43 protein-coding genes are annotated in these 24,633 nt (G+C 44.5%); 5 read left to right on the top strand and 38 right to left on the bottom strand.

Annotated elements, in window-relative coordinates; genetic code table 11:
* Window positions 1-233: 233 nt before the first annotated feature.
* Window positions 234-788 (top strand): gamma carbonic anhydrase family protein, encoded by a 555-nt coding sequence (locus NXS07_RS14250; protein ID WP_038192848.1) that lies wholly within the window; start codon window positions 234-236, stop codon window positions 786-788.
* On the opposite strand, the gene NXS07_RS14245 is transcribed toward NXS07_RS14250, so the two are convergent.
* Genes NXS07_RS14245 through dprA form a run of 5 tightly spaced genes read right to left on the bottom strand, consistent with a single transcriptional unit; the run spans window position 755 to window position 4,102 of the window.
* Window positions 755-1,024 carry a DUF1488 family protein gene (locus tag NXS07_RS14245; protein WP_038212515.1) on the bottom strand — a complete coding sequence of 90 codons (270 nt, stop codon included), beginning with the start codon at window positions 1,022-1,024 and terminating at the stop codon, window positions 755-757. The genes NXS07_RS14250 and NXS07_RS14245 overlap by 34 nt on opposite strands.
* A complete protein-coding gene (gene aroE / locus NXS07_RS14240; protein ID WP_038192811.1) occupies window positions 1,021-1,839 on the bottom strand; it encodes a shikimate dehydrogenase in 819 nt (272 codons plus the stop codon). The genes NXS07_RS14245 and aroE overlap by 4 nt, the downstream gene beginning before the upstream one ends.
* Before the next feature lie 6 nt (window positions 1,840-1,845).
* Entirely contained in the window at window positions 1,846-2,415 is a 570-nt protein-coding gene (tsaC, locus tag NXS07_RS14235; RefSeq protein ID WP_038192813.1) for an L-threonylcarbamoyladenylate synthase type 1 TsaC, read from the bottom strand.
* On the bottom strand, window positions 2,408-2,968 hold the full coding sequence (locus NXS07_RS14230) for a DNA topoisomerase family protein (protein WP_071827733.1): 561 nt from the start codon (window positions 2,966-2,968) through the stop codon (window positions 2,408-2,410). The genes tsaC and NXS07_RS14230 overlap by 8 nt, the downstream gene beginning before the upstream one ends.
* 57 nt (window positions 2,969-3,025) lie before the next feature.
* Complete coding sequence (dprA, locus tag NXS07_RS14225; protein WP_038192818.1) at window positions 3,026-4,102, bottom strand: DNA-protecting protein DprA; 1,077 nt, start codon at window positions 4,100-4,102, stop codon at window positions 3,026-3,028.
* A 133-nt stretch (window positions 4,103-4,235) separates the two neighbouring features.
* Between dprA and def the strand changes: the two genes are divergently transcribed.
* The 4 genes from def to trkA all read left to right on the top strand — a co-directional run bounded on the left by def (window position 4,236) and on the right by trkA (window position 8,563).
* On the top strand, window positions 4,236-4,748 hold the full coding sequence (gene def / locus NXS07_RS14220) for a peptide deformylase (protein ID WP_038180332.1): 513 nt from the start codon (window positions 4,236-4,238) through the stop codon (window positions 4,746-4,748).
* A gap of 24 nt (window positions 4,749-4,772) precedes the next feature.
* A complete protein-coding gene (fmt, locus tag NXS07_RS14215) occupies window positions 4,773-5,720 on the top strand; it encodes a methionyl-tRNA formyltransferase (protein ID WP_046337715.1) in 948 nt (315 codons plus the stop codon).
* Between the two features lie 82 nt (window positions 5,721-5,802).
* Window positions 5,803-7,089: a 16S rRNA (cytosine(967)-C(5))-methyltransferase RsmB gene (gene rsmB / locus NXS07_RS14210; protein ID WP_258086979.1), complete on the top strand. Its 1,287-nt coding sequence runs from the start codon at window positions 5,803-5,805 to the stop codon at window positions 7,087-7,089.
* A gap of 97 nt (window positions 7,090-7,186) precedes the next feature.
* Window positions 7,187-8,563: a Trk system potassium transporter TrkA gene (gene trkA / locus NXS07_RS14205; protein WP_038180341.1), complete on the top strand. Its 1,377-nt coding sequence runs from the start codon at window positions 7,187-7,189 to the stop codon at window positions 8,561-8,563.
* 46 nt (window positions 8,564-8,609) lie between these two features.
* On the opposite strand, the gene NXS07_RS14200 is transcribed toward trkA, so the two are convergent.
* The 33 genes from NXS07_RS14200 to NXS07_RS14040 form a co-directional block, all read right to left on the bottom strand.
* Window positions 8,610-8,810, bottom strand: coding sequence for an alternative ribosome-rescue factor A (locus tag NXS07_RS14200; protein ID WP_038201605.1), 201 nt, complete (start codon window positions 8,808-8,810; stop codon window positions 8,610-8,612).
* Window positions 8,811-8,885: 75 nt separating this feature from the next.
* On the bottom strand, window positions 8,886-9,299 hold the full coding sequence (gene zntR, locus NXS07_RS14195) for a Zn(2+)-responsive transcriptional regulator (protein ID WP_038192825.1): 414 nt from the start codon (window positions 9,297-9,299) through the stop codon (window positions 8,886-8,888).
* A gap of 178 nt (window positions 9,300-9,477) precedes the next feature.
* Window positions 9,478-9,870 carry a 50S ribosomal protein L17 gene (rplQ, locus tag NXS07_RS14190; RefSeq protein WP_038192829.1) on the bottom strand — a complete coding sequence of 131 codons (393 nt, stop codon included), beginning with the start codon at window positions 9,868-9,870 and terminating at the stop codon, window positions 9,478-9,480.
* 40 nt (window positions 9,871-9,910) lie between these two features.
* The gene (locus NXS07_RS14185) at window positions 9,911-10,900 is read right to left on the bottom strand and encodes a DNA-directed RNA polymerase subunit alpha (protein WP_038192832.1); all 990 of its coding nucleotides are present in this window, start codon (window positions 10,898-10,900) and stop codon (window positions 9,911-9,913) included.
* A gap of 25 nt (window positions 10,901-10,925) precedes the next feature.
* Window positions 10,926-11,546, bottom strand: coding sequence for a 30S ribosomal protein S4 (gene rpsD, locus NXS07_RS14180; protein ID WP_012990478.1), 621 nt, complete (start codon window positions 11,544-11,546; stop codon window positions 10,926-10,928).
* 44 nt (window positions 11,547-11,590) lie between these two features.
* A complete protein-coding gene (gene rpsK, locus NXS07_RS14175; protein WP_002919257.1) occupies window positions 11,591-11,980 on the bottom strand; it encodes a 30S ribosomal protein S11 in 390 nt (129 codons plus the stop codon).
* Between the two features lie 15 nt (window positions 11,981-11,995).
* Window positions 11,996-12,352 (bottom strand): 30S ribosomal protein S13, encoded by a 357-nt coding sequence (gene rpsM / locus NXS07_RS14170; protein ID WP_012990479.1) that lies wholly within the window; start codon window positions 12,350-12,352, stop codon window positions 11,996-11,998.
* A 149-nt stretch (window positions 12,353-12,501) separates the two neighbouring features.
* Window positions 12,502-12,618, bottom strand: coding sequence for a 50S ribosomal protein L36 (gene rpmJ / locus NXS07_RS14165; protein WP_012768118.1), 117 nt, complete (start codon window positions 12,616-12,618; stop codon window positions 12,502-12,504).
* Between the two features lie 32 nt (window positions 12,619-12,650).
* Window positions 12,651-13,982, bottom strand: a complete 1,332-nt coding sequence (secY, locus tag NXS07_RS14160) for a preprotein translocase subunit SecY (RefSeq protein WP_012990480.1) — start codon at window positions 13,980-13,982, stop codon at window positions 12,651-12,653.
* Between the two features lie 7 nt (window positions 13,983-13,989).
* Window positions 13,990-14,424, bottom strand: coding sequence for a 50S ribosomal protein L15 (gene rplO, locus NXS07_RS14155; protein WP_038192834.1), 435 nt, complete (start codon window positions 14,422-14,424; stop codon window positions 13,990-13,992).
* 3 nt (window positions 14,425-14,427) lie between these two features.
* Entirely contained in the window at window positions 14,428-14,607 is a 180-nt protein-coding gene (gene rpmD, locus NXS07_RS14150; RefSeq protein ID WP_008913894.1) for a 50S ribosomal protein L30, read from the bottom strand.
* A 5-nt stretch (window positions 14,608-14,612) separates the two neighbouring features.
* A complete protein-coding gene (rpsE, locus tag NXS07_RS14145; RefSeq protein WP_012990482.1) occupies window positions 14,613-15,113 on the bottom strand; it encodes a 30S ribosomal protein S5 in 501 nt (166 codons plus the stop codon).
* 14 nt (window positions 15,114-15,127) lie between these two features.
* Window positions 15,128-15,481: a 50S ribosomal protein L18 gene (gene rplR / locus NXS07_RS14140; RefSeq protein WP_012990483.1), complete on the bottom strand. Its 354-nt coding sequence runs from the start codon at window positions 15,479-15,481 to the stop codon at window positions 15,128-15,130.
* 9 nt (window positions 15,482-15,490) lie between these two features.
* Window positions 15,491-16,024 (bottom strand): 50S ribosomal protein L6, encoded by a 534-nt coding sequence (gene rplF, locus NXS07_RS14135; RefSeq protein WP_012990484.1) that lies wholly within the window; start codon window positions 16,022-16,024, stop codon window positions 15,491-15,493.
* 14 nt (window positions 16,025-16,038) lie between these two features.
* Window positions 16,039-16,431, bottom strand: a complete 393-nt coding sequence (rpsH, locus tag NXS07_RS14130; RefSeq protein ID WP_038180359.1) for a 30S ribosomal protein S8 — start codon at window positions 16,429-16,431, stop codon at window positions 16,039-16,041.
* 33 nt (window positions 16,432-16,464) lie between these two features.
* A complete protein-coding gene (rpsN, locus tag NXS07_RS14125) occupies window positions 16,465-16,770 on the bottom strand; it encodes a 30S ribosomal protein S14 (protein ID WP_010847489.1) in 306 nt (101 codons plus the stop codon).
* Between the two features lie 12 nt (window positions 16,771-16,782).
* Window positions 16,783-17,322 carry a 50S ribosomal protein L5 gene (gene rplE / locus NXS07_RS14120; protein ID WP_012990486.1) on the bottom strand — a complete coding sequence of 180 codons (540 nt, stop codon included), beginning with the start codon at window positions 17,320-17,322 and terminating at the stop codon, window positions 16,783-16,785.
* A gap of 13 nt (window positions 17,323-17,335) precedes the next feature.
* A complete protein-coding gene (gene rplX, locus NXS07_RS14115) occupies window positions 17,336-17,650 on the bottom strand; it encodes a 50S ribosomal protein L24 (RefSeq protein ID WP_038192837.1) in 315 nt (104 codons plus the stop codon).
* A gap of 11 nt (window positions 17,651-17,661) precedes the next feature.
* Entirely contained in the window at window positions 17,662-18,033 is a 372-nt protein-coding gene (gene rplN / locus NXS07_RS14110; protein WP_012990488.1) for a 50S ribosomal protein L14, read from the bottom strand.
* Window positions 18,034-18,209: 176 nt separating this feature from the next.
* On the bottom strand, window positions 18,210-18,464 hold the full coding sequence (rpsQ, locus tag NXS07_RS14105) for a 30S ribosomal protein S17 (RefSeq protein ID WP_038192839.1): 255 nt from the start codon (window positions 18,462-18,464) through the stop codon (window positions 18,210-18,212).
* Complete coding sequence (gene rpmC / locus NXS07_RS14100) at window positions 18,464-18,655, bottom strand: 50S ribosomal protein L29 (RefSeq protein WP_012990490.1); 192 nt, start codon at window positions 18,653-18,655, stop codon at window positions 18,464-18,466. The genes rpsQ and rpmC overlap by 1 nt, the downstream gene beginning before the upstream one ends.
* Complete coding sequence (rplP, locus tag NXS07_RS14095) at window positions 18,655-19,065, bottom strand: 50S ribosomal protein L16 (protein WP_038192841.1); 411 nt, start codon at window positions 19,063-19,065, stop codon at window positions 18,655-18,657. The genes rpmC and rplP overlap by 1 nt, the downstream gene beginning before the upstream one ends.
* Before the next feature lie 12 nt (window positions 19,066-19,077).
* Window positions 19,078-19,779, bottom strand: a complete 702-nt coding sequence (rpsC, locus tag NXS07_RS14090; RefSeq protein WP_038192842.1) for a 30S ribosomal protein S3 — start codon at window positions 19,777-19,779, stop codon at window positions 19,078-19,080.
* A 17-nt stretch (window positions 19,780-19,796) separates the two neighbouring features.
* A complete protein-coding gene (gene rplV, locus NXS07_RS14085) occupies window positions 19,797-20,129 on the bottom strand; it encodes a 50S ribosomal protein L22 (protein WP_012990493.1) in 333 nt (110 codons plus the stop codon).
* A gap of 14 nt (window positions 20,130-20,143) precedes the next feature.
* The gene (gene rpsS, locus NXS07_RS14080) at window positions 20,144-20,422 is read right to left on the bottom strand and encodes a 30S ribosomal protein S19 (protein WP_011148791.1); all 279 of its coding nucleotides are present in this window, start codon (window positions 20,420-20,422) and stop codon (window positions 20,144-20,146) included.
* Between the two features lie 17 nt (window positions 20,423-20,439).
* Window positions 20,440-21,261 carry a 50S ribosomal protein L2 gene (rplB, locus tag NXS07_RS14075; RefSeq protein WP_038180368.1) on the bottom strand — a complete coding sequence of 274 codons (822 nt, stop codon included), beginning with the start codon at window positions 21,259-21,261 and terminating at the stop codon, window positions 20,440-20,442.
* A gap of 19 nt (window positions 21,262-21,280) precedes the next feature.
* Window positions 21,281-21,583: a 50S ribosomal protein L23 gene (rplW, locus tag NXS07_RS14070; protein WP_038180370.1), complete on the bottom strand. Its 303-nt coding sequence runs from the start codon at window positions 21,581-21,583 to the stop codon at window positions 21,281-21,283.
* Window positions 21,580-22,185: a 50S ribosomal protein L4 gene (gene rplD, locus NXS07_RS14065; RefSeq protein WP_012990496.1), complete on the bottom strand. Its 606-nt coding sequence runs from the start codon at window positions 22,183-22,185 to the stop codon at window positions 21,580-21,582. Before rplD ends, rplW begins: the two co-directional genes overlap by 4 nt.
* A gap of 16 nt (window positions 22,186-22,201) precedes the next feature.
* On the bottom strand, window positions 22,202-22,834 hold the full coding sequence (rplC, locus tag NXS07_RS14060; protein ID WP_038192845.1) for a 50S ribosomal protein L3: 633 nt from the start codon (window positions 22,832-22,834) through the stop codon (window positions 22,202-22,204).
* Between the two features lie 32 nt (window positions 22,835-22,866).
* Complete coding sequence (gene rpsJ, locus NXS07_RS14055; protein ID WP_001181005.1) at window positions 22,867-23,178, bottom strand: 30S ribosomal protein S10; 312 nt, start codon at window positions 23,176-23,178, stop codon at window positions 22,867-22,869.
* 289 nt (window positions 23,179-23,467) lie between these two features.
* The gene (gene bfr / locus NXS07_RS14050; protein WP_038192847.1) at window positions 23,468-23,941 is read right to left on the bottom strand and encodes a bacterioferritin; all 474 of its coding nucleotides are present in this window, start codon (window positions 23,939-23,941) and stop codon (window positions 23,468-23,470) included.
* A 76-nt stretch (window positions 23,942-24,017) separates the two neighbouring features.
* The gene (bfd, locus tag NXS07_RS14045; RefSeq protein WP_071824325.1) at window positions 24,018-24,212 is read right to left on the bottom strand and encodes a bacterioferritin-associated ferredoxin; all 195 of its coding nucleotides are present in this window, start codon (window positions 24,210-24,212) and stop codon (window positions 24,018-24,020) included.
* A gap of 340 nt (window positions 24,213-24,552) precedes the next feature.
* On the bottom strand, window positions 24,553-24,633 hold an 81-nt coding region (locus tag NXS07_RS14040; protein WP_081048829.1), incomplete at its 5' end, for an EF-Tu C-terminal domain-related protein.

Raw genomic sequence — 24,633 nt, 5'->3', positions numbered from 1 at the left:
CGCGGCGTGTCTTCGCTCAGCGTCGGTCAGTGGTGGCGCATTATAGGGACTTTTCGCCGCCTGACAATAGTTTTTTTCAATTTTATTTTCAAGTGAGCATTTTTTGCCCCACCAAATACAAAAAGCACCCAATCGGGACGAATTTAATACGGTTCTTTCCATTGCATGGTGGTCTATTACTCAATAATATCGCTGATAATTGTTATCCACTCTTACTGTTGTTGAGGTTTTTTATGTCTACTGTTTTACGCCAATACTTAAATCTCTGCCCACAGGTTGGTCAAAGAGTCATGTTAGATTCTTCTTCTATTGTGATTGGAGATGTCAGATTAGCAAATGATGTGAGTATTTGGCCCCTTGTGGTTATCCGTGGTGATGTAAATTATGTTTCAATTGGTGCACGTACAAATATTCAGGATGGTTCCGTTTTGCATGTTACTCATAAATCACCTGATAATCCCGCCGGCTTCCCACTGATAATAGGAGAAGAGGTCACTGTTGGGCATAAAGCGATGCTGCATGGCTGTAGGATTGGAAACCGAGTGCTGGTTGGCATAGGTTCTATTCTACTTGATGGCGCGATTATTGAAGATGATGTTGTTATTGGGGCGGGAACTCTTGTCCCTCCAGGAAAAAAATTAGAAAGCGGATATCTGTATATAGGCAGCCCCGCCAAACAAGTGAGAAAACTCAAACCTGAAGAACTGGAAGGGCTACTTTATTCCGCTAATAACTACACCTACTGGAAAGATAATTATTTAGCAGACACGTCAGAGGGCAAGGAGTAACGCCCAAATTGATCATCATGCCCACTCAAGATAGCGGCTTCAAATTTCTCTTCCAGATCCCAGCGATGTCGGTGAAATAGGTCGAGTGGGTGATGATCTTTACCATAACGTTCGGCTAACTCATCGGAACTAATCATACATTGCACCAATAACCCATCGACCATAGCTGGGAAAATCACTTTGCTTTCCACCTCATTCCATTCTTCACGATCAGGAAATTGAATAGCTTGATTCATGCGTGTAACTCTCGCCTTAAAGCGGTTAAAACTGATTCTATTTCAGGGAATACTCCGTGCCACAATTCAAAAGCATTCGCAGCTTGCCCCACCAACATTCCTAATCCATCAGCCAAACGTGAAATACCATTTTGCCGGGCAAAATCAAGGAATGGAGTTAATCCGTGTTGGTAATACATATCGTAACAAGCAGTATCATTGCGAAAAATCAGCGGTGATACCTCAGGAATTTGTCCATCAATACCAGAAGCAGTCGCATTGATGATGATATCGAAATCTGGGGAAAGAAGGGATTCCATTTCAATTGGCTGAATATCACCCAATCGGGAAAATTTATCTGCAATTATCTGCGCACGCTCGAATGTACGGTTCGTGATAGTGACGGCACATCCTAGTTCTAATAAAAGAGATAACACTCCTTTTGCTGCACCACCAGCCCCAATAATCAGAATATGCCGACCCTTAGTAATGAAACCTAGCCGCTGTAAATCTGCCAGTAACCCGATCCCATCAGTATTATCACCAAGGAGACGATTACCCTCGATCAATTTTAATGTGTTAACCGCACCACTAATTCTTGCTCGCTCAGTCAATTCATCTGAGCGCTGATAAGCCCTTTCTTTAAAAGGTACAGTAATATTCGCTCCTAAACCGCCCTGCTCAAAAAAGCGATCCAAAGTTTGTTCAAAATGTTCTATCGGAGCAAGCACCCGCCCATATTGATGATCAATCCCCGTCTGATCAGCAAATAATCGATGAATGTAAGGAGATTTACTGTGTGCAATAGGGTTACCAAAAACCGCAAATTTATCCATTACTTACTATCCTTGTCGATATAATTTACCTGTTAAAGCATCTCTGATTTCTGATGGATTTTTACGTCCCCCCACTTCTCCTTCCAAAACAGGGACTCGGTTTCCAAATTGCTGACGAACTTCTTCCGCACTCCGACATGGCTCTAGTCCACTTAAATTTGCACTCGTCGATACAAGGGGTTTCCCATAAAGAGAGCATAATTGTTTAACCAGAGGATGCTCTGTGACCCGAACCGCCAATGTTGAAAATTGCCCCGTTAACCACTTTGGTGTCGTCGTTTTTGCTGGTATTACCCATGTCACTGGACCAGGCCAAAATGAAAATACCGTTTCTTTCTGTATATCACTAAGTTGCTCATCATCAATATAAAGGCATAACCTTTCATAGCTATCAGCAATGAGAATTAGCCCTTTTTCCCACGGTCGATTTTTCAGCGATAATAATTCGTTCACGGCTTTTTCGCTGTCAGGATCACAACCCAACCCAAAAACGGCCTCTGTCGGATAAGCAATCACTTTTTCTTCTTTTAACGCAGTTATAATCACATCAAATGCAGGTGAAACTTTGTTACTCATTATATTTCTCAATTTCATTGATTTGCGGCTTGCTACACAGTTTACTGGCACAAAACAACTTTACGCCTTGAGCCGTTCTCTTTTCTATTAACAATGGGTAATGGCAGAAAAGACACTCTCCGGATACAGGCTTATTGTTAAGTACAAACTGACACTCTGGGTATCGGTTGCAGGCATGAAATGTTTTACCAAAACGTGACTTACGCTGGAGTAATTTTCCTTGTTGACATTGGGGGCAATTAATCGATGTATCATCGGGTTTATCGATCAATTCTGTGTGTTCACATTCAGGATAATGACTGCAACCAATAAACATGCCATAACGTCCTTGCCGCAAAACCAGAGTAAAGCCACACTTCGGGCAAATTTGCCCATCCAATTCTTTAACAATATGCCCATCTCCTTGAGTCTTTAGAGGACGAACGTAATGGCATGATGGATAGCAGGAACACGCATAAAATGAGCCATGAGCTCCATTACGGATCACTAATTCAGCGCCACACTCAGGGCAATGTTCTGTTTCTTTTATCTCAAAGGGAACTTTCTTAGACATATCTCACTCGCTGAACCACAGCCACAATAATGTTGGAAAAAGTATAAATTAAACAGATCAATTTACCCGAATATAGCCACCAGCAACAACGGCGACTTTTCCCATGAGTTCCAGCTCCAAAAGTCTGGTCATGACTTCTGTGACAGGAAGACAAGAGCGTTGAGCAATCACATCAACTGGAGTAACTTCATGACTTACGTTAACCAGCACATCGGCAAATGGCAACTCTATTTGGTCAACTTGCACGCGTTCTTCTTTTTCTATATTCAACCATCGAAACGCGCCATTAATATGTTCCATTATATCCGTTGGATTCACTGCCAAATAAGCCCCCTGCTTTATCAGCCAATGATTGCCCTCACTTGAAGGAGTGCCTAATGCACCAGGTAATGCAAAAATATCTCGCCCCTGTTCAAGCGCACAACGCGCTGTAATCAACGAACCACTCTTTTCATAAGCTTCCACAATAAGAAGAGCGAGACTCAAGCCGCTAATGATCCGATTGCGCCTTGGAAAATTTTTAGCTTTAGGTGGCATTTCAGGGAAAAACTCAGAAACCAATGCACCATTTTCTTCAATAAGCCGCGCCAGAGAGTCATGCCGATAGGGATAAATTTTTTCAAGCCCACTGCCAAGTACAGCAATGGTTTTTCCGCCTGCACTAAGCGCTGCCTGATGGCAAATCCCATCAATACCAATTGCCAACCCACTGGTTATCACCACTCCATTTTTCGCTAATTCACCAGCAAAGATTTTCCCCCATTTCTCACCATAAAAGCTTGCTGACCTACTACCCACCATTGCCACCTGCTTTTGGGATAACACAGTTATATCCCCTGACACAAAAAGTATAAGTGGGGGAGAGTGTATCTGTTTTAATAAAGGTGGATATGCGGGATGAGAGAAGGTTAACAAATGGTTGCCCGGCCGCTCCAGCCACGTAAAACAAGTAGCCAGCTCAGAAGAGTTGGCCTTAGTAAACTGTAAACACTGTGTGGGAGACAAGCCACACGCCTTAAGTTCGTTATTACTATAGTTTTGAGTTCTCAATAGACGTTCTATAATAGACACAGCTTTAATCGTTGAAAGATGGGAAACCATCTTCATTCGCAACCATATTTCCATCTCTTTCATAATGTCATCCTGACCTGATTGATAACTTTGACTGGCCTTGATTAATTTATGGTCGATACTGTCAATCTAAATAGGAAATGTCTAGAATAGGCGCAAATTATCACTCACTTCTTGGATACAGATCTAAACATATATGTCAGTTTTACAAGTATTACATTACCCAGACGAGCGACTTCGCACAATTGCAAAGCCAGTTGAAAAAGTTGATGCAGAAATTCAGAGCATCATTGATGATATGTTCGAAACAATGTATGCAGAAGAAGGTATCGGTTTAGCTGCAACACAAGTCGATATTCATCAGCGAATTATTGTCATTGATGTCTCTGAGAATCGTGATCAACGCCTTGTTCTCATCAACCCCGAATTGATGAATGAAGTTGGTGCAACAGGGATTGAGGAAGGATGTTTATCTGTCCCTGAACAACGCGCATTTGTACCACGTTTTGAGCAAGTAAAAATTAAAGCTTTAGATTATCACGGACAGCCATTTGAGCTGGAAGCTGACGACCTGCTAGCAATCTGTATTCAACATGAAATGGATCATCTAGTAGGTAAACTCTTTATCGATTATCTGTCGCCATTGAAACGTCAGCGTATTCGCCAGAAAGTTGAAAAAATTGACCGTCTGAGAGCTAAAGACAAATAAACTTTATCATTACAGGAAATAATAGTGTCTGATTCTTTACGTATTATTTTTGCCGGAAACCCTGATTTCGCTGCTCACCATTTGGCTGCTTTATTAAAATCTCAACATCAAGTTGTCGGAGTTCTCACCCGACCAGACAAACTGGCAGGAAGAGGTAAAAAACTGACACCAAGTCCTGTAAAAGCATTGGCTGAAGAACATAGTATTTCTGTTTTCCAGCCAAAAACCTTACGCACAGAAGAAAGCCAGCAATGGATCATGGATCGGCAGGCAGATATTATGATCGTTGTTGCGTATGGCCTGATTCTACCTCAAACCGTTCTGGACATACCACGTTTAGGATGCCTGAATGTCCATGGTTCTTTGTTACCACGCTGGCGTGGCGCCGCTCCGATTCAGCGTGCAATCTGGGCGGGAGATCCAGAAACTGGCGTAACAATTATGCAAATGGATGCTGGTCTTGATACTGGCAACATGCTACTAAAAGCGGCTTCTCCAATTACAAATCAAGATACCAGCGCCAGCCTGTATGAAAAACTTGCAAATATTGGATCTGAAGCATTACTCAACACATTAAATCTGCTAATGTTGGGAAATTGCCAACCAAGCATTCAAGATGATACTTTGGCAACTTATGCTGAAAAACTCAGTAAAGATGAAGCCAAAATGGACTGGCATTTACCTGCCATTCAGCTTGAGCGATGTGTCCGCTCATTCAACCCATGGCCAATGAGCTTCTTTCTCATTGATGAGTACCCCATTAAGGTATGGAACGCTGAAGCCATCGCTGAGCAAGCTACTCAGTCCCCCGGAACCATCATTAAGGCAGATAAGAAAGGTATTCAAATCGCAACCGCTGATGGAATATTAAATATCACACAATTACAACCATCAGGTAAGAAATCAATGTCAGCCGCCGATTTCTTAAACTCAAAACGTGATTGGTTTACACCAGGTAACAAAATCAAATGAGATTAATTTGTCTGTATGCTTTGAGCATACAGGCGTCTTCCTTTTTATAATGCTGACGACAGTCAGCTTTTTTGACCATATCATGAAAAATACATATAACCTGCGAAGTATCGCTGCAAAAGCGATCCATCAAGTACTGGAACAAGGGCAATCACTCAGCACTGTTATTCCTGAACTCCAACAAAGAATTTCTGACAAAGATAAAGCTCTTCTCCAAGAACTCTGTTTTGGCGTAATGAGGGTATTACCTCAGCTAGAATGGTTCATTAGTCAGTTGATGGCAAAGCCATTGAAAGGCAAGCAACGTATTTTTCACTATCTAATCATGGTTGGAATCTATCAGCTTACTTATACTCGTATACCTGCACATGCTGCACTTGCCGAAACCGTCAATGGCGCAATCAGTTTAAAACGTCAGCAATTAAAAGGCTTAATTAATGGCGTTCTCCGCCAATTTCAGCGCCAACAACAAGCATTAGTCGAGCAAGTTAATAGTGTCAACAGCCATTTACATCCCAAATGGCTGTTAGATCATATTCAAAAAGCCTATCCACAGGATTGGCAAAAGATTATTGACGTAAATAATCAAAAACCGCCCATGTGGTTGCGAGTTAATCAGCGCTATCATAGTGCGAATCAATATTTTACTCTGTTGCAAGAAGCTAATATAGAAGCAGAACTAGATGAAAATCATCCTAGTGCTATTCGTTTGCTAAATCCTTGCCCTGTTAACGTTATGCCCGGATTTGATCAAGGATGGGTGACTATTCAAGATCGCTCTGCTCAAGGGTGTGCTGAATTATTAACGCCATGTGACGGAGAATCTATACTGGATCTATGTGCTGCTCCCGGAGGAAAAACCACCCATATCCTTGAGATAGCGCCAAAATCAAAAGTACTTGCCGTCGATATTGATGAACAGAGAATTAAGCGGGTGAAAGAAAATTTACAGCGCCTTAATTTGCATGCCGTCGTCAAAACAGGTGATGGGCGCCTTCCACATGAGTGGGCAACAGGGGAACAGTTCGATCGCATTCTTCTTGATGCACCATGTTCAGCAACAGGTGTCATTCGTCGTCACCCTGACATAAAATGGTTGCGCCGAAATGAAGATATTGACCAATTGGTTACGCTACAATCTGAAATCCTTGATGCTATTTGGCCATATTTAAAGAAAAATGGCACTCTGGTTTATGCAACCTGCTCCATTTTACCTCATGAAAATAGCCAACAAATAAAAGCATTCTTAGGACGCCATACAGATGCTGAATTATCAGATACAGGCACACTTGAAAAACCAGGGATACAAATTATTCCTGAAACAACAGGTGGTGATGGCTTCTTTTATGCCCGACTAACTAAGTATTGACGTATCTTCCTCGTCAAAATATCGGACGAGGAGGGGTTTAGTGACTTTACTAAAATATCAAGAATAGGAATACAGCTTCTAACACGAAGAGAATGCTATGAAAATAATTATTCTGGGTGCTGGTCAGGTTGGTGGAACATTAGCTGAAAATTTGGTTGATGAAAATAATGATATTACTGTCGTTGATACCGATACCGATCGCTTACGCCAGTTACAGGACAAATTCGATCTACGGGTTGTAAATGGCCATGGCTCCCACCCCAGAGTATTGAGGGAAGCAGGTGCAGAAGATGCCGATATGTTGGTAGCCGTCACAAATTCAGATGAAACCAACATGATTGCATGCCAGATCGCTTACTCCTTATTTAATACCCCCAATAAAGTCGCTCGGATACGTTCATCAGAATATATCTATGAATCAGAGAAACTATTTCAACCCAATGATATCCCTATTGATTACCTGATATCTCCTGAGCAATTGGTTATTGATTACATCTATAAATTGATTCAATACCCCGGAGCATTACAAGTTGTCAATTTTGCGGAAGGCCGTGTCAGTATCGTCGCGGTCAAAGCCTATTATGGGGGTTCACTAGTGGGTAATGCATTATCCTCGCTTCGAGAGCATATGCCACATATCGATAGCAAAGTTGCTGCAATATTTCGTCAAGACCGCCCGATCAGGCCACAAGGCTCCACAATTATTGAAGCGGGAGATGAAGTATTCTTTGTTGCCGCATCACAACATATCAGAGCGGTGATGAGTGAATTACAACGCCTTGAAAAACCATATAAACGTCTCATGATTGTTGGAGGTGGGAACGTCGGTGCAGGTTTAGCGTTGCGACTTGAGAAGGATTACAGCGTCAAGCTGATTGAACATAATCAAGAAAGAGCTACAGAGCTAGCAGAGCTCTTGCACGATACTATCGTTTTCTACGGTGATGCCTCTGATCAAGAGCTTCTGTCAGAGGAACATATTGAACAAGTCGATGTTTTCATTGCATTAACTAACGATGACGAAGCCAACATTATGTCAGCCATGCTTGCAAAACGAATGGGAGCCAAAAAAGCGATGGTTCTTATTCAACGCAGTGCATATGTTGATTTAGTACAAGGTGGTGTTATTGATATCGCCATCTCACCTCAGCAAGCTACCATTTCTGCATTACTTGGCCATGTCCGTAAAGCAGATATCGTCAGTGTATCTTCATTAAGAAGGGGGGTAGCCGAAGCTATTGAAGCCATAGCTCATGGTGACGAGCATACTTCCAAAGTAGTTGGACGCAAGATTGGTGATATTAGACTACCACCAGGCACGACAATTGGCGCAATTGTCCGCGGTGAAGAGGTAATCATTGCCAATGATTACAGCATTATCCAACAAGGCGACCATGTAATCATGTTTATTACCGATAAAAAATTTGTTCCTGAAGTGGAAAAACTATTCCAGCCGAGCCCTTTTTTCCTGTAAGAAACACCTGCTTTGCTAAATCAGATAATACTTCCCGCTCAATAAATTAGAAGGCCAATGATAACAACTTGAAAAAATTATTATCATTGGCCTCCCAACCACTACTTTTGCCATGTTTTTCTTTACGACTATAACTTCCTTTACCCTTTTTGTTTGTTTCTACTCGCTGCCTAAATAAAGGGTCGTGTAACAGTGCCTCTATAGCATTATCTTTGATGACGCCTTTTTTATGGCGGTATGTCGTCATAATGACCTCTAATGATATTTATTTGATTAAATATCAAACAATTATACTCTCAGCACCCGGAATAATAAAGAAAAATTATTTATTAGTTGCTCCTTCTTCCAAAATTTCCAATATGGAACAATATGTGCTGGTATGCGCACTACCACAACATGCATCACTCAACATTTTTAAAGAATTGCGCATTTTTTGCATTTCCAATAATTTATCTTCGACCTCCTGTAATCTGGAATCAACAATTTGTTTCGATTCTTGACATGTATGATGCTCAGGATCAACACGAATAGACAGTAACTCTACAATCGTTTCCAGTGTAAAACCCGATTGTTTTGCATAACGAATAAAACGTAATCGTTGTAAATCCTGTTCGGTATAAAGTCTATAACCGCCTTCTGTTCTTTCCTCATGAGCCATCAATCCCTGTTTTTCATAAAAACGAATAGTATCAGGCGTGACACTCGCTAATTTAGCCAACTGACCAATACGATACATAGTGAATCACCTATCAAACAGGAAATAAGTTCAATACTATCAGTATAGATTAAGAGAGCACCAGCACAGGTGAAATCTTCAGATTAACTTGTAGAAAAAGAGATAGGTAATTATTGGAAGAAAAAATAAAGAGCAATAAAAAACCGGGTGTTATCCCGGTTTTTTATGCTTCTACAGATTACTCTGCAGATGCTGCTTCTGTCTGAGACTCAACGGCGCGGTCAACAAGCTCGATGTATGCCATCGGAGCATTGTCACCAGCACGGAAGCCACACTTCAGGATACGAGTGTAACCACCTGCGCGGCTCGCAAAACGCGGACCCAGTTCATTAAACAGTTTTGCCACGATTTCGTTATCACGAGTACGGGCGAATGCCAGACGACGATTAGCTACGCTGTCGGTCTTGGCAAGAGTAATCAGCGGCTCAACGACGCGACGCAGTTCTTTCGCTTTAGGCAGAGTCGTCTTGATGATCTCATGACGAACCAAAGAACCTGCCATGTTGCGGAACATAGCTTGGCGATGGCTGCTGTTGCGGTTCAATTGACGACCACTCTTACGATGGCGCATGACCTTATCCTTCTCAGTAAAACCTTAACCTGTGATCTAGTTATTCATCAGAAATACTTGCTGGTGGCCAGTTTTCCAGACGCATGCCCAGAGAAAGTCCACGCGAAGCCAGTACGTCTTTAATCTCAGTAAGAGATTTTTTACCCAGATTAGGTGTCTTAAGTAACTCAACCTCGGTACGCTGTACCAGATCACCGATGTAGTGGATAGCTTCTGCCTTAAGGCAGTTAGCAGAGCGGACAGTCAATTCCAGATCGTCAACAGGGCGCAGCAGGATCGGATCAAACTCTGGCTTCTCTTCTTTAACTTCTGGTTGACGTACATCACGTAAATCAACGAAAGCTTCCAGTTGTTCGGCCAGAATGGTAGCTGCACGGCGAATCGCCTCTTCAGGATCGATTGTGCCGTTAGTCTCCATTTCGATAACCAGCTTATCCAAGTCAGTACGCTGTTCTACACGAGCTGCTTCAACATTGTAGGCAATACGCTCTACTGGGCTATAGCAAGCATCTACTAACAAACGACCGATAGGGCGCTCATCTTCTTCCGAATGAATTCGGGCAGAAGCCGGCACATAACCACGACCGCGCTGAACTTTAATACGCATGCTAATGGAAGCACTTCCGTCAGTCAGATGGCAGATTACGTGCTGCGGCTTGACGATTTCAACATCACCATCATGGATGATGTCGGCTGCAGTCACAGGGCCAATGCCAGATTTATTCAAGGTAAGGATAACTTCATCTTTACCCTGAACTTTCACCGCTAGCCCTTTCAGATTGAGGAGAATCTCCAGGATATCTTCCTGTACGCCTTCTTTGGTGCTGTACTCATGCAGTACACCATCAATCTCAACCTCAGTCACCGCACAACCCGGCATAGACGAAAGCAGAATACGGCGCAGTGCGTTGCCAAGAGTATGGCCAAAGCCACGCTCTAATGGCTCAAGGGTCACCTTGGCGTGCGTCGAACTGACTTGCTCGATATCTACCAGGCGCGGTTTTAGAAACTCTGTCACAGAACCCTGCATTGTGTCCTCTCTTTGGTGCTAAGCTTTACTTAGAGTAAAGCTCGACGATCAGGTGTTCGTTAATGTCAGCGGATAGATCAGTACGTTCAGGGATACGTTTGAACACACCTTCCATCTTCGCAGCATCAACTTCCAACCAAGTTGGTTTCTCACGCTGCTCAGCCAGCTCTAAAGCTGCCTTAATACGAGCCTGCTTCTTCGCTTTTTCACGAACGCTGACTACGTCATTCGGGGATACCTGATAAGAAGCGATATTGACAACGCAACCATTTACCATGATAGCCTTATGGCTTACCATCTGACGTGATTCAGCACGAGTCGCGCCGAAGCCCATACGATAAACGACGTTATCTAAGCGACCTTCCAGCAAAGTCAACAGGTTTTCACCTGTGTTGCCTTTCAGACGAGTTGCTTCTTTATAGTAGTTACGGAATTGACGTTCCAGAACACCGTAAGTACGACGAACTTTTTGTTTTTCACGTAACTGTACACCATAGTCAGACAGACGCGGTTTACGTGCGCCGTGCTGGCCTGGTGCCTGTTCTAATTTACACTTGGTGTCAATCGCGCGCACGCCAGACTTCAGGAAAAGGTCTGTACCCTCGCGACGGCTCAGCTTGAGCTTAGGACCCAAATATCTTGCCATTTTCTTTCTCCAACAATCCTAAAAACGAAGACGTCTTATTAAACTTAAACGCGACGTTTTTTCGGTGGGCGACAACCGTTATGAGGGATCGGAGTCACATCAGTAATATTAGTGATGCGGAAACCAGCCGCGTTTAATGCGCGAATAGTTGACTCACGGCCAGGACCAGGTCCTTTAACCATAACTTCCAGGTTCTTAATTCCGTATTCTTTTACTGCTTCAGCACAGCGCTCTGCTGCAACCTGAGCCGCAAACGGAGTAGATTTACGAGAACCACGGAAACCGGAACCACCTGCAGTTGCCCAACCCAAAGCATTACCCTGACGATCAGTAATAGTAACGATTGTGTTGTTGAAAGAAGCATGGATATGAGCCACACCGTCAGAGACTTGTTTTCTTACACGCTTACGTGCACGAATAGGTGCTTTTGCCATTATTCAATACCCCGATTATTTCTTGATCGGCTTACGCGGACCCTTACGGGTACGTGCATTGGTCTTAGTACGCTGACCGCGAACTGGCAGACCACGACGATGACGCAAACCACGATAGCAACCAAGGTCCATCAGACGTTTGATACTCAGGGTCACTTCACGACGCAGATCACCTTCTACAACGTATTTGGCAACTTCGTCACGCAGCTTGTCAATTTGCTCTTCAGACAGCTCACTGATCTTAACATTTTCAGCAATACACGCTGCTTCACAGATTTGCTGTGAGCGGGTTTTACCGATGCCGTAAATCGAGGTTAACGCGATTACGGTATGTTTCTGATCAGGAATGTTAATGCCTGCTATACGGGCCACTATGCACTCCTACAATATTTATTCACTGCAACATCATTCTGAAAAGCCCGTTTTCAGGATACTCAAATAATGTTGCTGTCAGATAAAAAAGATTGGCTGGCCAATTTAGCCAGCTCAACCCAACTTTGCAAGAAAAATATGCGATTAAATTAGCCTTGGCGTTGTTTATGCTTAGGCTCTGCACTGCAGATTACACGTACGATACCGTTACGTTTAACTATTTTGCAGTTGCGGCATAATTTCTTGACGGAAGCACGAACTTTCATTTTTACTCTCCGTAACTTCTCAAGCAAACCAATTAGCGGTTATACCCTTTTAGGTTTGCCTTCTTCAATGCAGACTCATATTGACTCGACATCATCAGAGTTTGCACTTGAGCCATAAAGTCCATGATAACGACAACTACAATCAGTAAGGAAGTACCACCAAAATAGAATGGAACTTTCATTGCGTCACGCATGAACTCCGGGATTAAGCAGATAAAGGTAATGTATAACGCACCAACTAAGGTCAGGCGAGTCATTACTTTATCGATGTACTTAGCCGTTTGCTCTCCCGGACGAATTCCTGGTACAAATGCACCGGACTTCTTCAGGTTATCTGCTGTTTCTCTTGGATTAAATACCAAAGCCGTGTAGAAGAAACAGAAGAAGATGATTGCAGATGCGTACAATAACACATAAAGCGGTTGACCTGGCTGCAAATACATAGAAATAGTTGTCAACCAATTCCAGCCTGTTCCACCACCAAACCAAGAGGCTATGGTACCAGGGAACAAAATAATACTAGAAGCAAAAATTGCAGGGATAACCCCAGCCATATTCACTTTCAACGGTAAATGTGTACTTTGTGCCGCATAAACTCTTCGACCTTGTTGACGTTTAGCATAGTTAACAACGATACGGCGTTGACCACGCTCCATGAAAACAACGAAGAAAGTTACGGCAAACACTAATACTGCAACCAACAGCAACAGGAGGAAGTGCAGGTCGCCTTGCCGAGCTTGCTCGATGGTGTGACCAATTGCAGGTGGTAAACCTGCAACGATACCAGCAAAGATTATGATTGAAATACCGTTACCGATACCTCGCTCAGTAATCTGCTCACCCAACCACATCAAGAACATGGTTCCCGTGACCAGACTTACAACAGCCGTGAAATAGAACGCAAAGCCAGGGTTAATAACTAAACCTTGCATTCCAGGCATATTCGGCAACCCAGTAGCAATACCGATTGACTGAAATATTGCCAGCACTAACGTGCCATAACGGGTGTATTGACTGATCTTACGACGACCAGCTTCCCCTTCCTTCTTAATCTCTGCTAAACGGGGATTAACCACAGTTAGCAACTGGATAATGATAGATGCAGAAATATACGGCATTATACCCAGTGCGAAGATAGAAGCACGGCTTAAAGCACCACCAGAGAACATGTTAAACATTTCAATAATGGTGCCTCTTTGCTGTTCGAGCAATTTGGCAAGCACAGTGGCATCAATACCAGGGATTGGAATAAAAGAGCCAATACGGAAAACAATCAGAGCTCCAATAACAAACAAAAGTCTGCGTTTTAACTCGCTTAATCCGCCTTTGGCACTTTGAAAATCTAATCCTGGTTGTTTAGCCATCTGTTACTTATTCCTCAATTTTACCGCCAGCGGCTTCAATTGCAGCACGGGCGCCTTTCGTAACACGTAAGCCACGCACAATTACTGCGCGATTGACTTCGCCAGAAAGCATAACTTTTGCGAATTCAATTTGAGGGCCAACAATGTTAGCAGCTTTCAGTGCATTCAGATCGATAACATCGCCTTCAACATGGGCAAAATCAGACAGACGAATTTCTGCAGTGATCATTGCTTTACGTGAAGTAAAACCAAATTTTGGCAGACGACGGTATAAAGGCATTTGGCCGCCTTCAAAACCACGACGAACACCACCGCCAGAACGAGATTTCTGACCTTTGTGGCCACGACCGCCGGTTTTACCTAGGCCAGAACCGATACCACGACCTACACGTTTAGATGCGTGCTTAGCACCTTCAGCCGGAGACAGAGTATTTAAGCGCATCTGTTACTCCTCAACTTTAACCATATAGGAAACCAAGTTGACCATACCACGAACCGCTGGTGTATCTTCGCGTTCAACAGTATGACCAATGCGACGCAGACCTAAACCAGTCAGAGTTGCCTTATGCTTAGGCAAACGACCAATTGAACTGCGAACCTGAGTAATTTTAATAGTCTTAGCCATGGTCATTACCCCTGAATTTCTTCGACGGATTTGCCACGCTTAGCTGCGACCATTTCTGGAGACTTCATGCTGTCTAAAGCGTCCAGAGTTGCACGAACCACGTTGATCGGGTTAGTGGAACCGTAGGTTTTAGCCAGTACGTTACGAACTCCAGCCACTTCCAGAACAGCACGCATCGCACCACCGGCGATGATACCTGTACCTTCGTGAGCAGGCTGCATGAACACGCGAGAACCGGTGTGTCCACCTTTCACTGGGTGGTGCAGGGTGCCGCTGTTAAGTGCGACGTTTTTCATATTGCGACGTGCTTTTTCCATCGCTTTCTGGATCGCTGCCGGAACTTCGCGTGCTTTGCCGTAGCCAAAACCAACGCGACCGTTACCATCACCAACTACAGTCAGTGCTGTAAAGCTGAAAATACGGCCACCTTTGACGGTTTTAGATACGCGGTTTACCGCGATCAGCTTTTCCTGCAGTTCGCCAGCTTGTTTTTCGATGTGAGCCATCTTACACCTCTACCTTAGAACTGAAGGCCAGCTTCACGGGCAGCATCTGCCAGTGCCTGGACTCTACCATGATATTGGAAACCAGAACGGTCAAAGGATACATTTTTGATACCTTTTTCCAGAGCACGTTCAGCAACAATTTTACCAACTACTGCTGCGGCTTCTTTGTTTCCAGTAAATTTCAGTTGTTCACTAATAGCTTTTTCTGTAGTAGAAGCGGCCACCAGAGTTTCAGAACCATTTGGTGCGATAACCTGCGCATAAATATGGCGAGGGGTACGGTGTACCACCAGGCGAGTTGCACCCAGTTCCTGGAGCTTGCGGCGTGCGCGGGTCGCACGACGGATACGAGCTGCTTTCTTATCCATAGTGTTACCTTACTTCTTCTTAGCCTCTTTGGTACGCACGACTTCATCGGCGTAACGAACACCCTTGCCTTTATATGGCTCAGGACGACGATAGGCACGCAGATCTGCCGCAACCTGACCAATCACCTGCTTATCAGCACCTTTCAGTACGATTTCAGTTTGTGACGGGCATTCCGCAGTTATGCCTGCTGGCAGTTGATGCTCAACCGGATGCGAGAAGCCTAAAGACAAACTAACAGCATTGCCTTTAACTGCTGCACGGTAACCTACACCCACCAGCTGAAGCTTCTTGGTGAAGCCTTCGTTAACACCGATAACCATTGCATTCAGCAAAGAGCGAGTTGTACCTGCCTGTGCCCAAGCATCAGCAAAACCTTCGCGTGGAGCGAAAGTCAGTTGGCCATCCGCATGTTTAACTTCAACTGCATTGTGGATTTTACGACTTAGTTCGCCGTTTTTACCCTTAATCGAAATAACCTGACCGTTGAGTTTAACCTCTACGCCGGCAGGAATGACGACGGGTGCTTTTGCAACACGAGACATTCTTTCCTCCCGAATTAAGCTACGTAGCAGAGAATCTCGCCACCCAGACCAGCTTGGCGAGCTGCACGATCAGTCATTACACCTTTAGAGGTAGAAACAACAGCGATACCCAAACCAGCCATAACTTTTGGCAGCTCATCTTTTTTCTTATAGATGCGCAGACTTGGGCGGCTTACACGCTGAATGCTTTCTACAACAGCCTTACCTTGGAAGTATTTCAGAGTGACTTCCAGTTCTGGCTTAGTGTCGCCTTCGATTTTAAAATCTTCAATGTAACCTTCTTCCTTCAGCACGTTGGCAATTGCCACTTTCAGCTTGGAGGAAGGCATGGTGACCGCAACTTTATTCGCGGCCTGACCGTTACGGATACGGGTCAGCATATCCGCGATCGGATCTTGCATGCTCATCTGTCTTTACTCCCGTGATTCAATTGGTGACAATTACCAGCTAGCCTTTTTAAGGCCCGGGATTTCACCGCGCATAGCGGCTTCACGGACTTTAATACGGCTCAACCCAAACTTCCGCAAAAATGCATGCGGACGCCCAGTCTGACGGCAGCGGTTACGCTGACGACAAGGGCTGGAATCACGTGGCAGTGTTTGCAGCTTGAGAACAGCATTCCAACGGTCTTCGTCAGATGCGTTTACATCAGAGATGATCGCTTTCAGTTCAACGCGTTTTGCGAAGAATTTCTCAGCTAATTTCGCACGTTTTACATCACGTGCTTTCATTGATTGCTTAGCCATGAATACCCTGCCTTACTTGCGGAACGGGAAGTTAAACGCAGCCAACAGTGCGCGGCCTTCATCATCAGATTTCGCAGTAGTGGTGATAGTAATATCCAAACCACGTACACGATCCACTTTATCGTAGTCGATTTCAGGGAAGATGATTTGCTCACGAACACCCATGCTGTAGTTACCACGACCATCAAATGATTTAGCGGACAAACCACGGAAGTCACGAATACGTGGTACAGCAATAGAAATCAGGCGCTCAAAGAACTCCCACATACGTTCGCCACGCAGGGTTACTTTACAGCCGATTGGATAGCCCTGACGGATTTTGAAGCCTGCAACTGATTTGCGTGCTTTGGTGATCAATGGTTTCTGACCAGAGATTGCTGTCAAGTCAGCTGCTGCATTGTCCAGCAGTTTTTTGTCAGCGATAGCTTCACCAACACCCATGTTCAGGGTGATCTTCTCGACCCGAGGGACTTGCATGACAGAATGGTAACCGAACTGACTCATCAGTTTCTGGACTACCTCGTCTTTGTAGTAATCATGCAGTTTCGCCATCGTATACTCCAAATTACTTGATAGTTTCGTCATTAGATTTGAAGAAACGAACTTTTTTGCCGTCTTCGAATCTAAAACCTACACGGTCAGCCTTGCTGGTTACTGCATTAAAGATTGCAACGTTAGAAACATTGATAGCTGCTTCTTTTTCAACGATGCCACCTGGTTGATTCAGTGCCGGAACCGGCTTCTGATGTTTCTTAACCAGATTGATACCTTCAACGATAATTTTACCAGAAGAAAGAACCTGTTTTACTTTACCGCGCTTACCTTTATCTTTGCCAGTCAGCACGATAATTTCGTCATCACGACGGATTTTCGCTGCCATAGTTTCGCTCCTTACAGTACTTCAGGTGCCAGGGAGATAATTTTCATGAACTTTTCATTACGAAGTTCACGAGTTACCGGCCCAAAAATACGCGTACCGATAACTTGCTCACTATTGTTGTTCAACAATACACAAGCATTGCTATCAAAGCGAATGACAGAACCGTCCGGGCGACGAACACCCTTCTTGGTGCGCACCACTACCGCTTTCAGGACATCACCTTTTTTGACCTTACCACGAGGAATTGCTTCCTTGATGGTAATCTTGATAACATCACCGACGTTTGCGTAGCGACGGTGCGAGCCACCTAGAACCTTGATACACATTACGCGACGTGCACCGGAGTTGTCGGCCACGTTCAGCATAGTCTGTTCTTGGATCATTTTAGTGCTCCGCTAAATGTCAACTACTACTGAGCCCACTTCATATACAAAGAGGCCGTATTCAATATCCCATATTACGAGGGCGCGGCATTATAACACCACATCCCCGCTATGGACAGAAAAATAAACGGCCCGTTACTTTTTGAGCCGTTTATTTTGTGTGAGATAGCAGCCTATTATAGAACCGCTTTCTCAACGACGCGAACTAAAGTCCAAGATTTAGTCTTAGACAGTGGACGGGTTTCGCGGATTTCCACCACATCGCCAATTCCACATTCATTGCTCTCGTCATGTACGTGCAGTTTAGTCGTACGTTTGATGAATTTACCATACAGAGGGTGTTTCACCACACGTTCAATAGCAACAACAATGGACTTTTCCATTTTATCGCTAATAACACGACCTTGCAGAGTACGGATTTTATCGTTCATTACGCACCCGCCTTCTCAGTCAGTAAAGTCTTAACGCGTGCAATATTACGACGCACTTGTTTCAACAGGTGAGACTGTTGCAGCTGGCCACTTGCCGCCTGCATACGGAGATTAAATTGCTCACGTAACAGGTTCAGCAGCTCAGTGTTCAGCTCTTCAACGCTTTTATCGCGCAGCTCTTGTGCTTTCATTACATCACCGTCTTAGTTACAAAGGTGGTTTTGATAGGCAGTTTCGCTGCTGCCAGCTTGAATGCTTCACGAGCCAGCTCTTCAGGCACACCGTCCATTTCATACAGGACTTTACCGGGCTGGATCAAGGCAACCCAATACTCTACGTTACCTTTACCTTTACCCATACGCACTTCGAGTGGCTTTTCGGTGATAGGTTTGTCTGGGAATACACGGATCCAGATTTTACCTTGACGCTTAATTGCACGGGTCATAGCACGACGTGCCGCTTCGATCTGACGAGCAGTCAGACGACCACGACCCACAGCTTTCAGACCGAAAGTGCCGAAGCTGACATCCGTACCTACAGCCAGACCACGGTTGCGGCCTTTATGCACTTTACGGAATTTCGTACGCTTTGGTTGTAACATCAGCGACTCTCCTTACTTGCGGCCTTTACGCTGCTGCTTTTTAGGTTGAGCAGCCGGTTTTTCCGCCTGTTCAACTGCAGCCATACCACCCAAGATCTCACCTTTGAAGATCCATACCTTAACGCCGATTACACCATAAGTGGTGTGCGCTTCTGAAGTGTTATAATCGATGTCTGCACGCAGAGTGTGCAGAGGTACACGACCTTCACGATACCATTCAGTACGTGCAATCTCAGCACCGCCTAAACGACCACTGACTTCCACTTTGATACCTTTAGCGCCCAGACGCATAGCGTTTTGTACAGCACGTTTCATCGCACGACGGAACATCACACGACGCTCCAATTGTGAACTAATGCTGTCAGCAACTAATTTTGCGTCCAGTTCAGGCTTACGCACTTCGGCAATATTAATCTGCGCAGGAACGCCAGCGATCTCCGCTACAGTCTTACGCAGTTTTTCAACGTCTTCACCTTTCCTACCGATAACGATACCTGGACGAGCAGTGTGAATTGTCACACGGATGCTTTTCGCAGGACGTTCGATAACGATACGTGAAATAGATGCTTTAACCAGTTCTTTGTTCAAGTACTGGCGCACTTTAAAATCGCTGTCCAGGTTGTCAGCGAATTCTTTGGTATTCGCATACCAGGTAGAGTTCCAAGGTTTGACAATCCCCAGACGAATACCATTAGGATGTACTTTCTGACCCATTGCTAGTCTCCAGAGTCTCAGCGATCGGACACAACCACAGTAATGTGGCTGGTGCGCTTCAGGATACGATCTGCACGGCCTTTGGCACGAGGCATAATACGCTTCATGGTTGGGCCTTCGTCTACGAAAATTTTCGTGACTTTCAGATCATCGATGTCAGCGCCATCGTTGTGTTCTGCGTTAGCAATAGCAGACTCAAGTACTTTCTTCACTAAACCAGCAGCTTTCTTGTTGGTATAGAGCAGAGTTTCCAGAGCTTGCGACACTTTCTTACCGCGGATCAGGTCAGCCACGAGGCGAACCTTCTGAGCAGAAGAACGAGCGTGGCGATGTTTAGCGATAGTTTCCATCTCTTCCTCCTACCTTAGCGCTTTTTAGCCTTTTTATCGGCCGCATGGCCGCGATAAGTACGGGTCGGCGCGAATTCACCCAGTTTGTGACCAACCATTTCGTCGGAAACAAAAACTGGAACATGCTGACGACCATTATGGACAGCGATGGTCAAACCGATCATGTTAGGAAAGATCGTTGAACGACGGGACCAAGTCTTAATAGGCTTTTTGTCTCCGCTTTCCACCGCTTTCTCTACCTTCTTCAGCAAGTGCAGGTCAATAAATGGACCTTTCTTGAGAGAACGTGGCATGGTTTATCCTCTAATTATTATTTAGAACGGCGACGTACGATGTATTGATCAGTACGTTTGTTACTACGGGTCTTCTTACCTTTGGTCTGGATGCCCCATGGAGTTACAGGGTGTTTACCAAAGTTGCGACCTTCACCACCACCATGTGGATGGTCTACTGGGTTCATCGCCGTACCACGAACGGTAGGACGGATACCACGCCAGCGGCTTGCACCAGCTTTACCCAGAACGCGTAACATGTGTTCTGCGTTACCAACTTCACCTAAAGTAGCGCGGCAGTCAGACAACACTTTACGCATTTCACCAGAACGCAGACGCAAGGTTACATAGGAACCGTCACGTGCAACGATCTGAGCGTAAGTACCTGCTGAACGAGCCAGCTGGCCACCTTTACCTGGTTTCATTTCTATGTTGTGAACAGTAGAACCAACCGGGATATTGCGCATTGGCAGAGCATTACCGGCCTTGATTGCTGAATCAGCACCAGACTGGATTTGATCACCTGCTTTCAGACCTTTAGGTGCAAGGATGTAACGACGCTCACCGTCTTTATACAGAACTAGTGCGATGTTCGCTGAACGGTTTGGATCATATTCCAGACGTTCAACAACAGCAGGGATACCATCTTTGTTGCGTTTAAAGTCAACCAGACGATAATGCTGTTTATGGCCACCACCAATGTGACGAGTGGTAATGCGACCATTGTTGTTACGACCACCAGTTTTGTTGTTTTTTTCCAACAACGGAGCATAAGGTTTGCCCTTATGCAGCTCAGGGTTAACCACTTTAACAACGTGGCGACGGCCCGGAGACGTAGGTTTACATTTAACAATTGCCATTGTTCTTTACTCCTCCGACTTACTCAGCGCCGCCGACGAAGTCCAAATTCTGGCCTTCTTTCAGGGTGACGTAAGCTTTTTTCCAGTCGCTACGACGACCAATACGCTGACCGTGGCGTTTAACTTTACCTTTAACTAGCAAAGTGTTTACACCTTCAACTTCAACTTCGAAGAGTTTCTGTACGGCAGCTTTGATCTCTGCTTTAGTCGCGTCTTTCGCAACTTTGAGAACGATGGTATTGCTTTTTTCCATCGCTGTAGAAGCTTTTTCAGATACGTGCGGCGCGCGCAGTATTTTCAGCAGACGTTCTTCACGGATCATGCCAGCATCTCCTCAACTTGCTTTACAGCATCAGCAGTCATAACCACTTTGTCGAAGGCGATCAGGCTTACTGGGTCGATACCTGCTGCATCACGAACGTCAACCTTATACAGGTTACGAGCTGCTAAGAACAGGTTCTCATCAACTTCGCCAGTGACAATCAGCACGTCTTGCAGAGCCATTTCTTTCAGTTTCTGTACCAGCAGCTTAGTTTTAGGTGCTTCAACAGAGAACTTCTCGACAACGATCAGACGTTCTTGACGTACCAGTTCAGACAAGATGCTTTTTAGAGCACCGCGGTACATCTTTTTATTAACTTTTTGACTGTGGTCCTGTGGTTTCGCTGCAAAAGTTACACCACCAGAGCGCCAGATTGGACTCTTAATAGAACCTGCACGTGCACGACCAGTACCTTTCTGACGCCATGGTTTTTTACCTGAACCAGAAACTTCAGCACGAGTTTTCTGAGCACGAGTACCTTGACGAGCACCAGCTGCGTACGCAACAACTACTTGATGCACAAGCGCTTCATTGAAGTCACGCCCGAAGGTAGTTTCGGAAACAGTCAGCGCGCTTTGCGCGTCTTTCATTACCAATTCCATTCCTATCTCCTCGACGTTACGCCTTGACAGCCGGTTTTACGATCAGGTCACTGCCAGTTGCACCTGGAACAGCACCTTTGACCAGCAGCAGGTTACGCTCAGCGTCAACACGTACTACATCTAGGCTCTGAACAGTTACACGTTCATTACCCATTTGGCCTGCCATTTTCTTACCTTTGAATACCTTGCCCGGAGTCTGGTTCTGACCGATAGAACCCGGAACACGGTGAGACAAGGAGTTACCATGGGTAGCATCTTGAGTACGGAAGTTCCAGCGTTTAACAGTACCCGCGAAACCTTTACCTTTAGATGTACCAGTAACGTCGACTTTTTTAACGTCAGCGAAAATTTCAACGCTAATGCTTTGACCCACTGTGTACTCTTCGTCGTCTGCTGACAGACGGAATTCACGCAGGGTACGGCCAGCTTCAACGCCAGCTTTAGCGAAATGACCTGCTTCAGGTTTATTAACGCGGTTAGCTTTTTTGCTACCAGTCGTTACCTGAATTGCACGATAACCGTCACTCTCTTGGTCTTTAACCTGAGTTATGCGGTTATCTTCGATTTCGATAACACTTACAGGGATAGAAACGCCATCTTCAGTGAAGATGCGAGTCATGCCCACTTTTTTACCGACTAAACCAATCATTGTTTCAACCTCTCAATCGTTCAATGACCTGATTAACCCAGGCTGATCTGCACGTCTACACCAGCAGCCAGATCCAGACGCATCAGAGCATCAACGGTTTTCTCGGTTGGCTCAACGATGTCAACCAGACGTTTGTGAGTGCGAATCTCGTACTGATCACGCGCATCTTTGTTAACATGCGGAGAAATCAGAACGGTAAAACGCTCCTTACGAGTCGGCAGCGGGATCGGACCGCGAACTTGCGCACCAGTGCGCTTAGCGGTCTCTACGATTTCCGCAGTTGATTGATCGATTAAACGGTGATCAAATGCTTTCAGGCGGATACGGATTCTTTGGTTCTGCATGAGACCAGAGCTCCAACTATTTTATAAACGTAGATAATTACTACTCGCTCCCATTTCGATTGATGGGGGAGTGTAATCGTTCAATGTATAACCCCCATATCGGGAGTATTTTAACAATGGCGGTAAATTACCGCTCATTACTGATAATAAATCAGTCCTACTGCGTAGGTAAGCTCGCGTATTATACGTAAATCTGCTGACAATGCAAGATAAGGGTGAAATCTATTCAAAAGATAGGCAAAGAGGGAAAACGCCCTATGCAAATTTATAGGGCGTTAATATTATTCCATTATTCTTCAATAAGTTGAGATTGAATATAATTTTGTATTCCCATTCGATTGAGCAAGTCCAGTTGGGTTTCCAACCAGTCTATGTGATTCTCTTCGTCAGAAAGAACCTCAATCATCAAGTCTCGGCTTACATAATCATAGGCTGAATCGGCATATGCAATTGCCTCTCTCAGATCCTTAGCACCGCGTATCTCTAGTGCTAGATCAGATTGCAGCATTTCTTCTATATCCTCACCGATATTGAGTTTGCCCAAATCCTGTAGGTTTGGCAAACCTTCCAGAAACAAGATACGCTCAATATACTTATCAGCGTGTTTCATCTCCTCAATAGATTCACGATATTCAACTTCATTTAGACGCATTAACCCCCAGTTTTTAAACATTCGGGCATGTAAAAAATACTGGTTGATGGCAACAAGTTCATTACCAAGAAGTTTATTAAGATGTGCAATTATCTTTATATCACCTTTCATAGCTAGCTCCTCCACTTCCAGTACCTACAGTGTAGTACTAGTTCAGCAGAGTAATTGCAAGATAATTGTGTTTATTTTAAGCAACATTATTTATGGGAGGCAGTTGGGCAATCTCCTCATTCATTATTTCACGTGCTTGACGTATACATTTTCCACAATCGCTCCCTACAGGCACAAAGTCCCTCAGCTCTCTGATAGAACGAACATGTTGCTGGCGAACAATATTACGTATAGTTTTATCGCTTATCGCATTACAGAGACAGATATACATGGAAGCACTCTTCTAACTATTTAGGCTAGGCACAATAGATATGACTCTACCTTTCATCTTTCAAGTTACTACTTTGTTGGTCACTCTCAGTCATATCGTTATCTATGCTCTTAGAGATTCGTTCGCTTACTACCGACTGCAACTTTAAAATTATTGGGTAGAAGCATAGCCATATTTATAAAATAATAGATATTGCCAAATAGTAAATAGAAATAACTCTCATTTCAATTATTGTTTTTATTTTGTTTATAGATAAAAAAAACCACCGTTTCCGGTGGTTCAAGATTTGAAAGAGAAGCTATAGCTTCTCTTTTTTTCATAATCTTTTAATAATCAAACGCTAAGCAATCACTTTAGCAACAACACCAGCACCTACAGTACGGCCACCTTCACGGATGGCGAAACGCAGACCTTCGTCCAT

This window comes from Xenorhabdus bovienii, from assembly GCF_024721015.1.
GTDB classification, from domain to species: domain Bacteria; phylum Pseudomonadota; class Gammaproteobacteria; order Enterobacterales; family Enterobacteriaceae; genus Xenorhabdus; species Xenorhabdus bovienii.
Note: the sequence above shows the minus strand (reverse complement) of the source record. Positions and strands in the feature narration are given on the sequence as shown.

Excerpts from the sequence above, each read along its gene's own strand:
- NXS07_RS14250 (WP_038192848.1), top strand. The coding sequence starts at position 234 with ATGTCTACTGTTTTACGCCAATACTTAAATCTCTGCCCACAGGTTGGT.
- NXS07_RS14245 (WP_038212515.1), bottom strand. The coding sequence starts at position 1,024 with ATGAATCAAGCTATTCAATTTCCTGATCGTGAAGAATGGAATGAGGTG.
- aroE (WP_038192811.1), bottom strand. The coding sequence starts at position 1,839 with ATGGATAAATTTGCGGTTTTTGGTAACCCTATTGCACACAGTAAATCT.
- tsaC (WP_038192813.1), bottom strand. The coding sequence starts at position 2,415 with ATGAGTAACAAAGTTTCACCTGCATTTGATGTGATTATAACTGCGTTA.
- NXS07_RS14230 (WP_071827733.1), bottom strand. The coding sequence starts at position 2,968 with ATGTCTAAGAAAGTTCCCTTTGAGATAAAAGAAACAGAACATTGCCCT.
- dprA (WP_038192818.1), bottom strand. The coding sequence starts at position 4,102 with ATGAAAGAGATGGAAATATGGTTGCGAATGAAGATGGTTTCCCATCTT.
- def (WP_038180332.1), top strand. The coding sequence starts at position 4,236 with ATGTCAGTTTTACAAGTATTACATTACCCAGACGAGCGACTTCGCACA.
- rsmB (WP_258086979.1), top strand. The coding sequence starts at position 5,803 with ATGAAAAATACATATAACCTGCGAAGTATCGCTGCAAAAGCGATCCAT.
- trkA (WP_038180341.1), top strand. The coding sequence starts at position 7,187 with ATGAAAATAATTATTCTGGGTGCTGGTCAGGTTGGTGGAACATTAGCT.
- NXS07_RS14200 (WP_038201605.1), bottom strand. The coding sequence starts at position 8,810 with ATGACGACATACCGCCATAAAAAAGGCGTCATCAAAGATAATGCTATA.
- zntR (WP_038192825.1), bottom strand. The coding sequence starts at position 9,299 with ATGTATCGTATTGGTCAGTTGGCTAAATTAGCGAGTGTCACGCCTGAT.
- rplQ (WP_038192829.1), bottom strand. The coding sequence starts at position 9,870 with ATGCGCCATCGTAAGAGTGGTCGTCAATTGAACCGCAACAGCAGCCAT.
- NXS07_RS14185 (WP_038192832.1), bottom strand. The coding sequence starts at position 10,900 with ATGCAGGGTTCTGTGACAGAGTTTCTAAAACCGCGCCTGGTAGATATC.
- rpsD (WP_012990478.1), bottom strand. The coding sequence starts at position 11,546 with ATGGCAAGATATTTGGGTCCTAAGCTCAAGCTGAGCCGTCGCGAGGGT.
- rpsK (WP_002919257.1), bottom strand. The coding sequence starts at position 11,980 with ATGGCAAAAGCACCTATTCGTGCACGTAAGCGTGTAAGAAAACAAGTC.
- rpmJ (WP_012768118.1), bottom strand. The coding sequence starts at position 12,618 with ATGAAAGTTCGTGCTTCCGTCAAGAAATTATGCCGCAACTGCAAAATA.
- secY (WP_012990480.1), bottom strand. The coding sequence starts at position 13,982 with ATGGCTAAACAACCAGGATTAGATTTTCAAAGTGCCAAAGGCGGATTA.
- rplO (WP_038192834.1), bottom strand. The coding sequence starts at position 14,424 with ATGCGCTTAAATACTCTGTCTCCGGCTGAAGGTGCTAAGCACGCATCT.
- rpmD (WP_008913894.1), bottom strand. The coding sequence starts at position 14,607 with ATGGCTAAGACTATTAAAATTACTCAGGTTCGCAGTTCAATTGGTCGT.
- rpsE (WP_012990482.1), bottom strand. The coding sequence starts at position 15,113 with ATGGCTCACATCGAAAAACAAGCTGGCGAACTGCAGGAAAAGCTGATC.
- rplR (WP_012990483.1), bottom strand. The coding sequence starts at position 15,481 with ATGGATAAGAAAGCAGCTCGTATCCGTCGTGCGACCCGCGCACGCCGC.
- rplF (WP_012990484.1), bottom strand. The coding sequence starts at position 16,024 with ATGTCTCGTGTTGCAAAAGCACCCGTCGTCATTCCTGCCGGCGTAGAG.
- rpsH (WP_038180359.1), bottom strand. The coding sequence starts at position 16,431 with ATGAGCATGCAAGATCCGATCGCGGATATGCTGACCCGTATCCGTAAC.
- rpsN (WP_010847489.1), bottom strand. The coding sequence starts at position 16,770 with ATGGCTAAGCAATCAATGAAAGCACGTGATGTAAAACGTGCGAAATTA.
- rplE (WP_012990486.1), bottom strand. The coding sequence starts at position 17,322 with ATGGCGAAACTGCATGATTACTACAAAGACGAGGTAGTCCAGAAACTG.
- rplX (WP_038192837.1), bottom strand. The coding sequence starts at position 17,650 with ATGGCAGCGAAAATCCGTCGTGATGACGAAATTATCGTGCTGACTGGC.
- rplN (WP_012990488.1), bottom strand. The coding sequence starts at position 18,033 with ATGATCCAAGAACAGACTATGCTGAACGTGGCCGACAACTCCGGTGCA.
- rpsQ (WP_038192839.1), bottom strand. The coding sequence starts at position 18,464 with ATGAACGATAAAATCCGTACTCTGCAAGGTCGTGTTATTAGCGATAAA.
- rpmC (WP_012990490.1), bottom strand. The coding sequence starts at position 18,655 with ATGAAAGCACAAGAGCTGCGCGATAAAAGCGTTGAAGAGCTGAACACT.
- rplP (WP_038192841.1), bottom strand. The coding sequence starts at position 19,065 with ATGTTACAACCAAAGCGTACGAAATTCCGTAAAGTGCATAAAGGCCGC.
- rpsC (WP_038192842.1), bottom strand. The coding sequence starts at position 19,779 with ATGGGTCAGAAAGTACATCCTAATGGTATTCGTCTGGGGATTGTCAAA.
- rplV (WP_012990493.1), bottom strand. The coding sequence starts at position 20,129 with ATGGAAACTATCGCTAAACATCGCCACGCTCGTTCTTCTGCTCAGAAG.
- rpsS (WP_011148791.1), bottom strand. The coding sequence starts at position 20,422 with ATGCCACGTTCTCTCAAGAAAGGTCCATTTATTGACCTGCACTTGCTG.
- rplB (WP_038180368.1), bottom strand. The coding sequence starts at position 21,261 with ATGGCAATTGTTAAATGTAAACCTACGTCTCCGGGCCGTCGCCACGTT.
- rplW (WP_038180370.1), bottom strand. The coding sequence starts at position 21,583 with ATGATCCGTGAAGAACGTCTGCTGAAAATACTGCGCGCGCCGCACGTA.
- rplD (WP_012990496.1), bottom strand. The coding sequence starts at position 22,185 with ATGGAATTGGTAATGAAAGACGCGCAAAGCGCGCTGACTGTTTCCGAA.
- rplC (WP_038192845.1), bottom strand. The coding sequence starts at position 22,834 with ATGATTGGTTTAGTCGGTAAAAAAGTGGGCATGACTCGCATCTTCACT.
- rpsJ (WP_001181005.1), bottom strand. The coding sequence starts at position 23,178 with ATGCAGAACCAAAGAATCCGTATCCGCCTGAAAGCATTTGATCACCGT.
- bfr (WP_038192847.1), bottom strand. The coding sequence starts at position 23,941 with ATGAAAGGTGATATAAAGATAATTGCACATCTTAATAAACTTCTTGGT.
- bfd (WP_071824325.1), bottom strand. The coding sequence starts at position 24,212 with ATGTATATCTGTCTCTGTAATGCGATAAGCGATAAAACTATACGTAAT.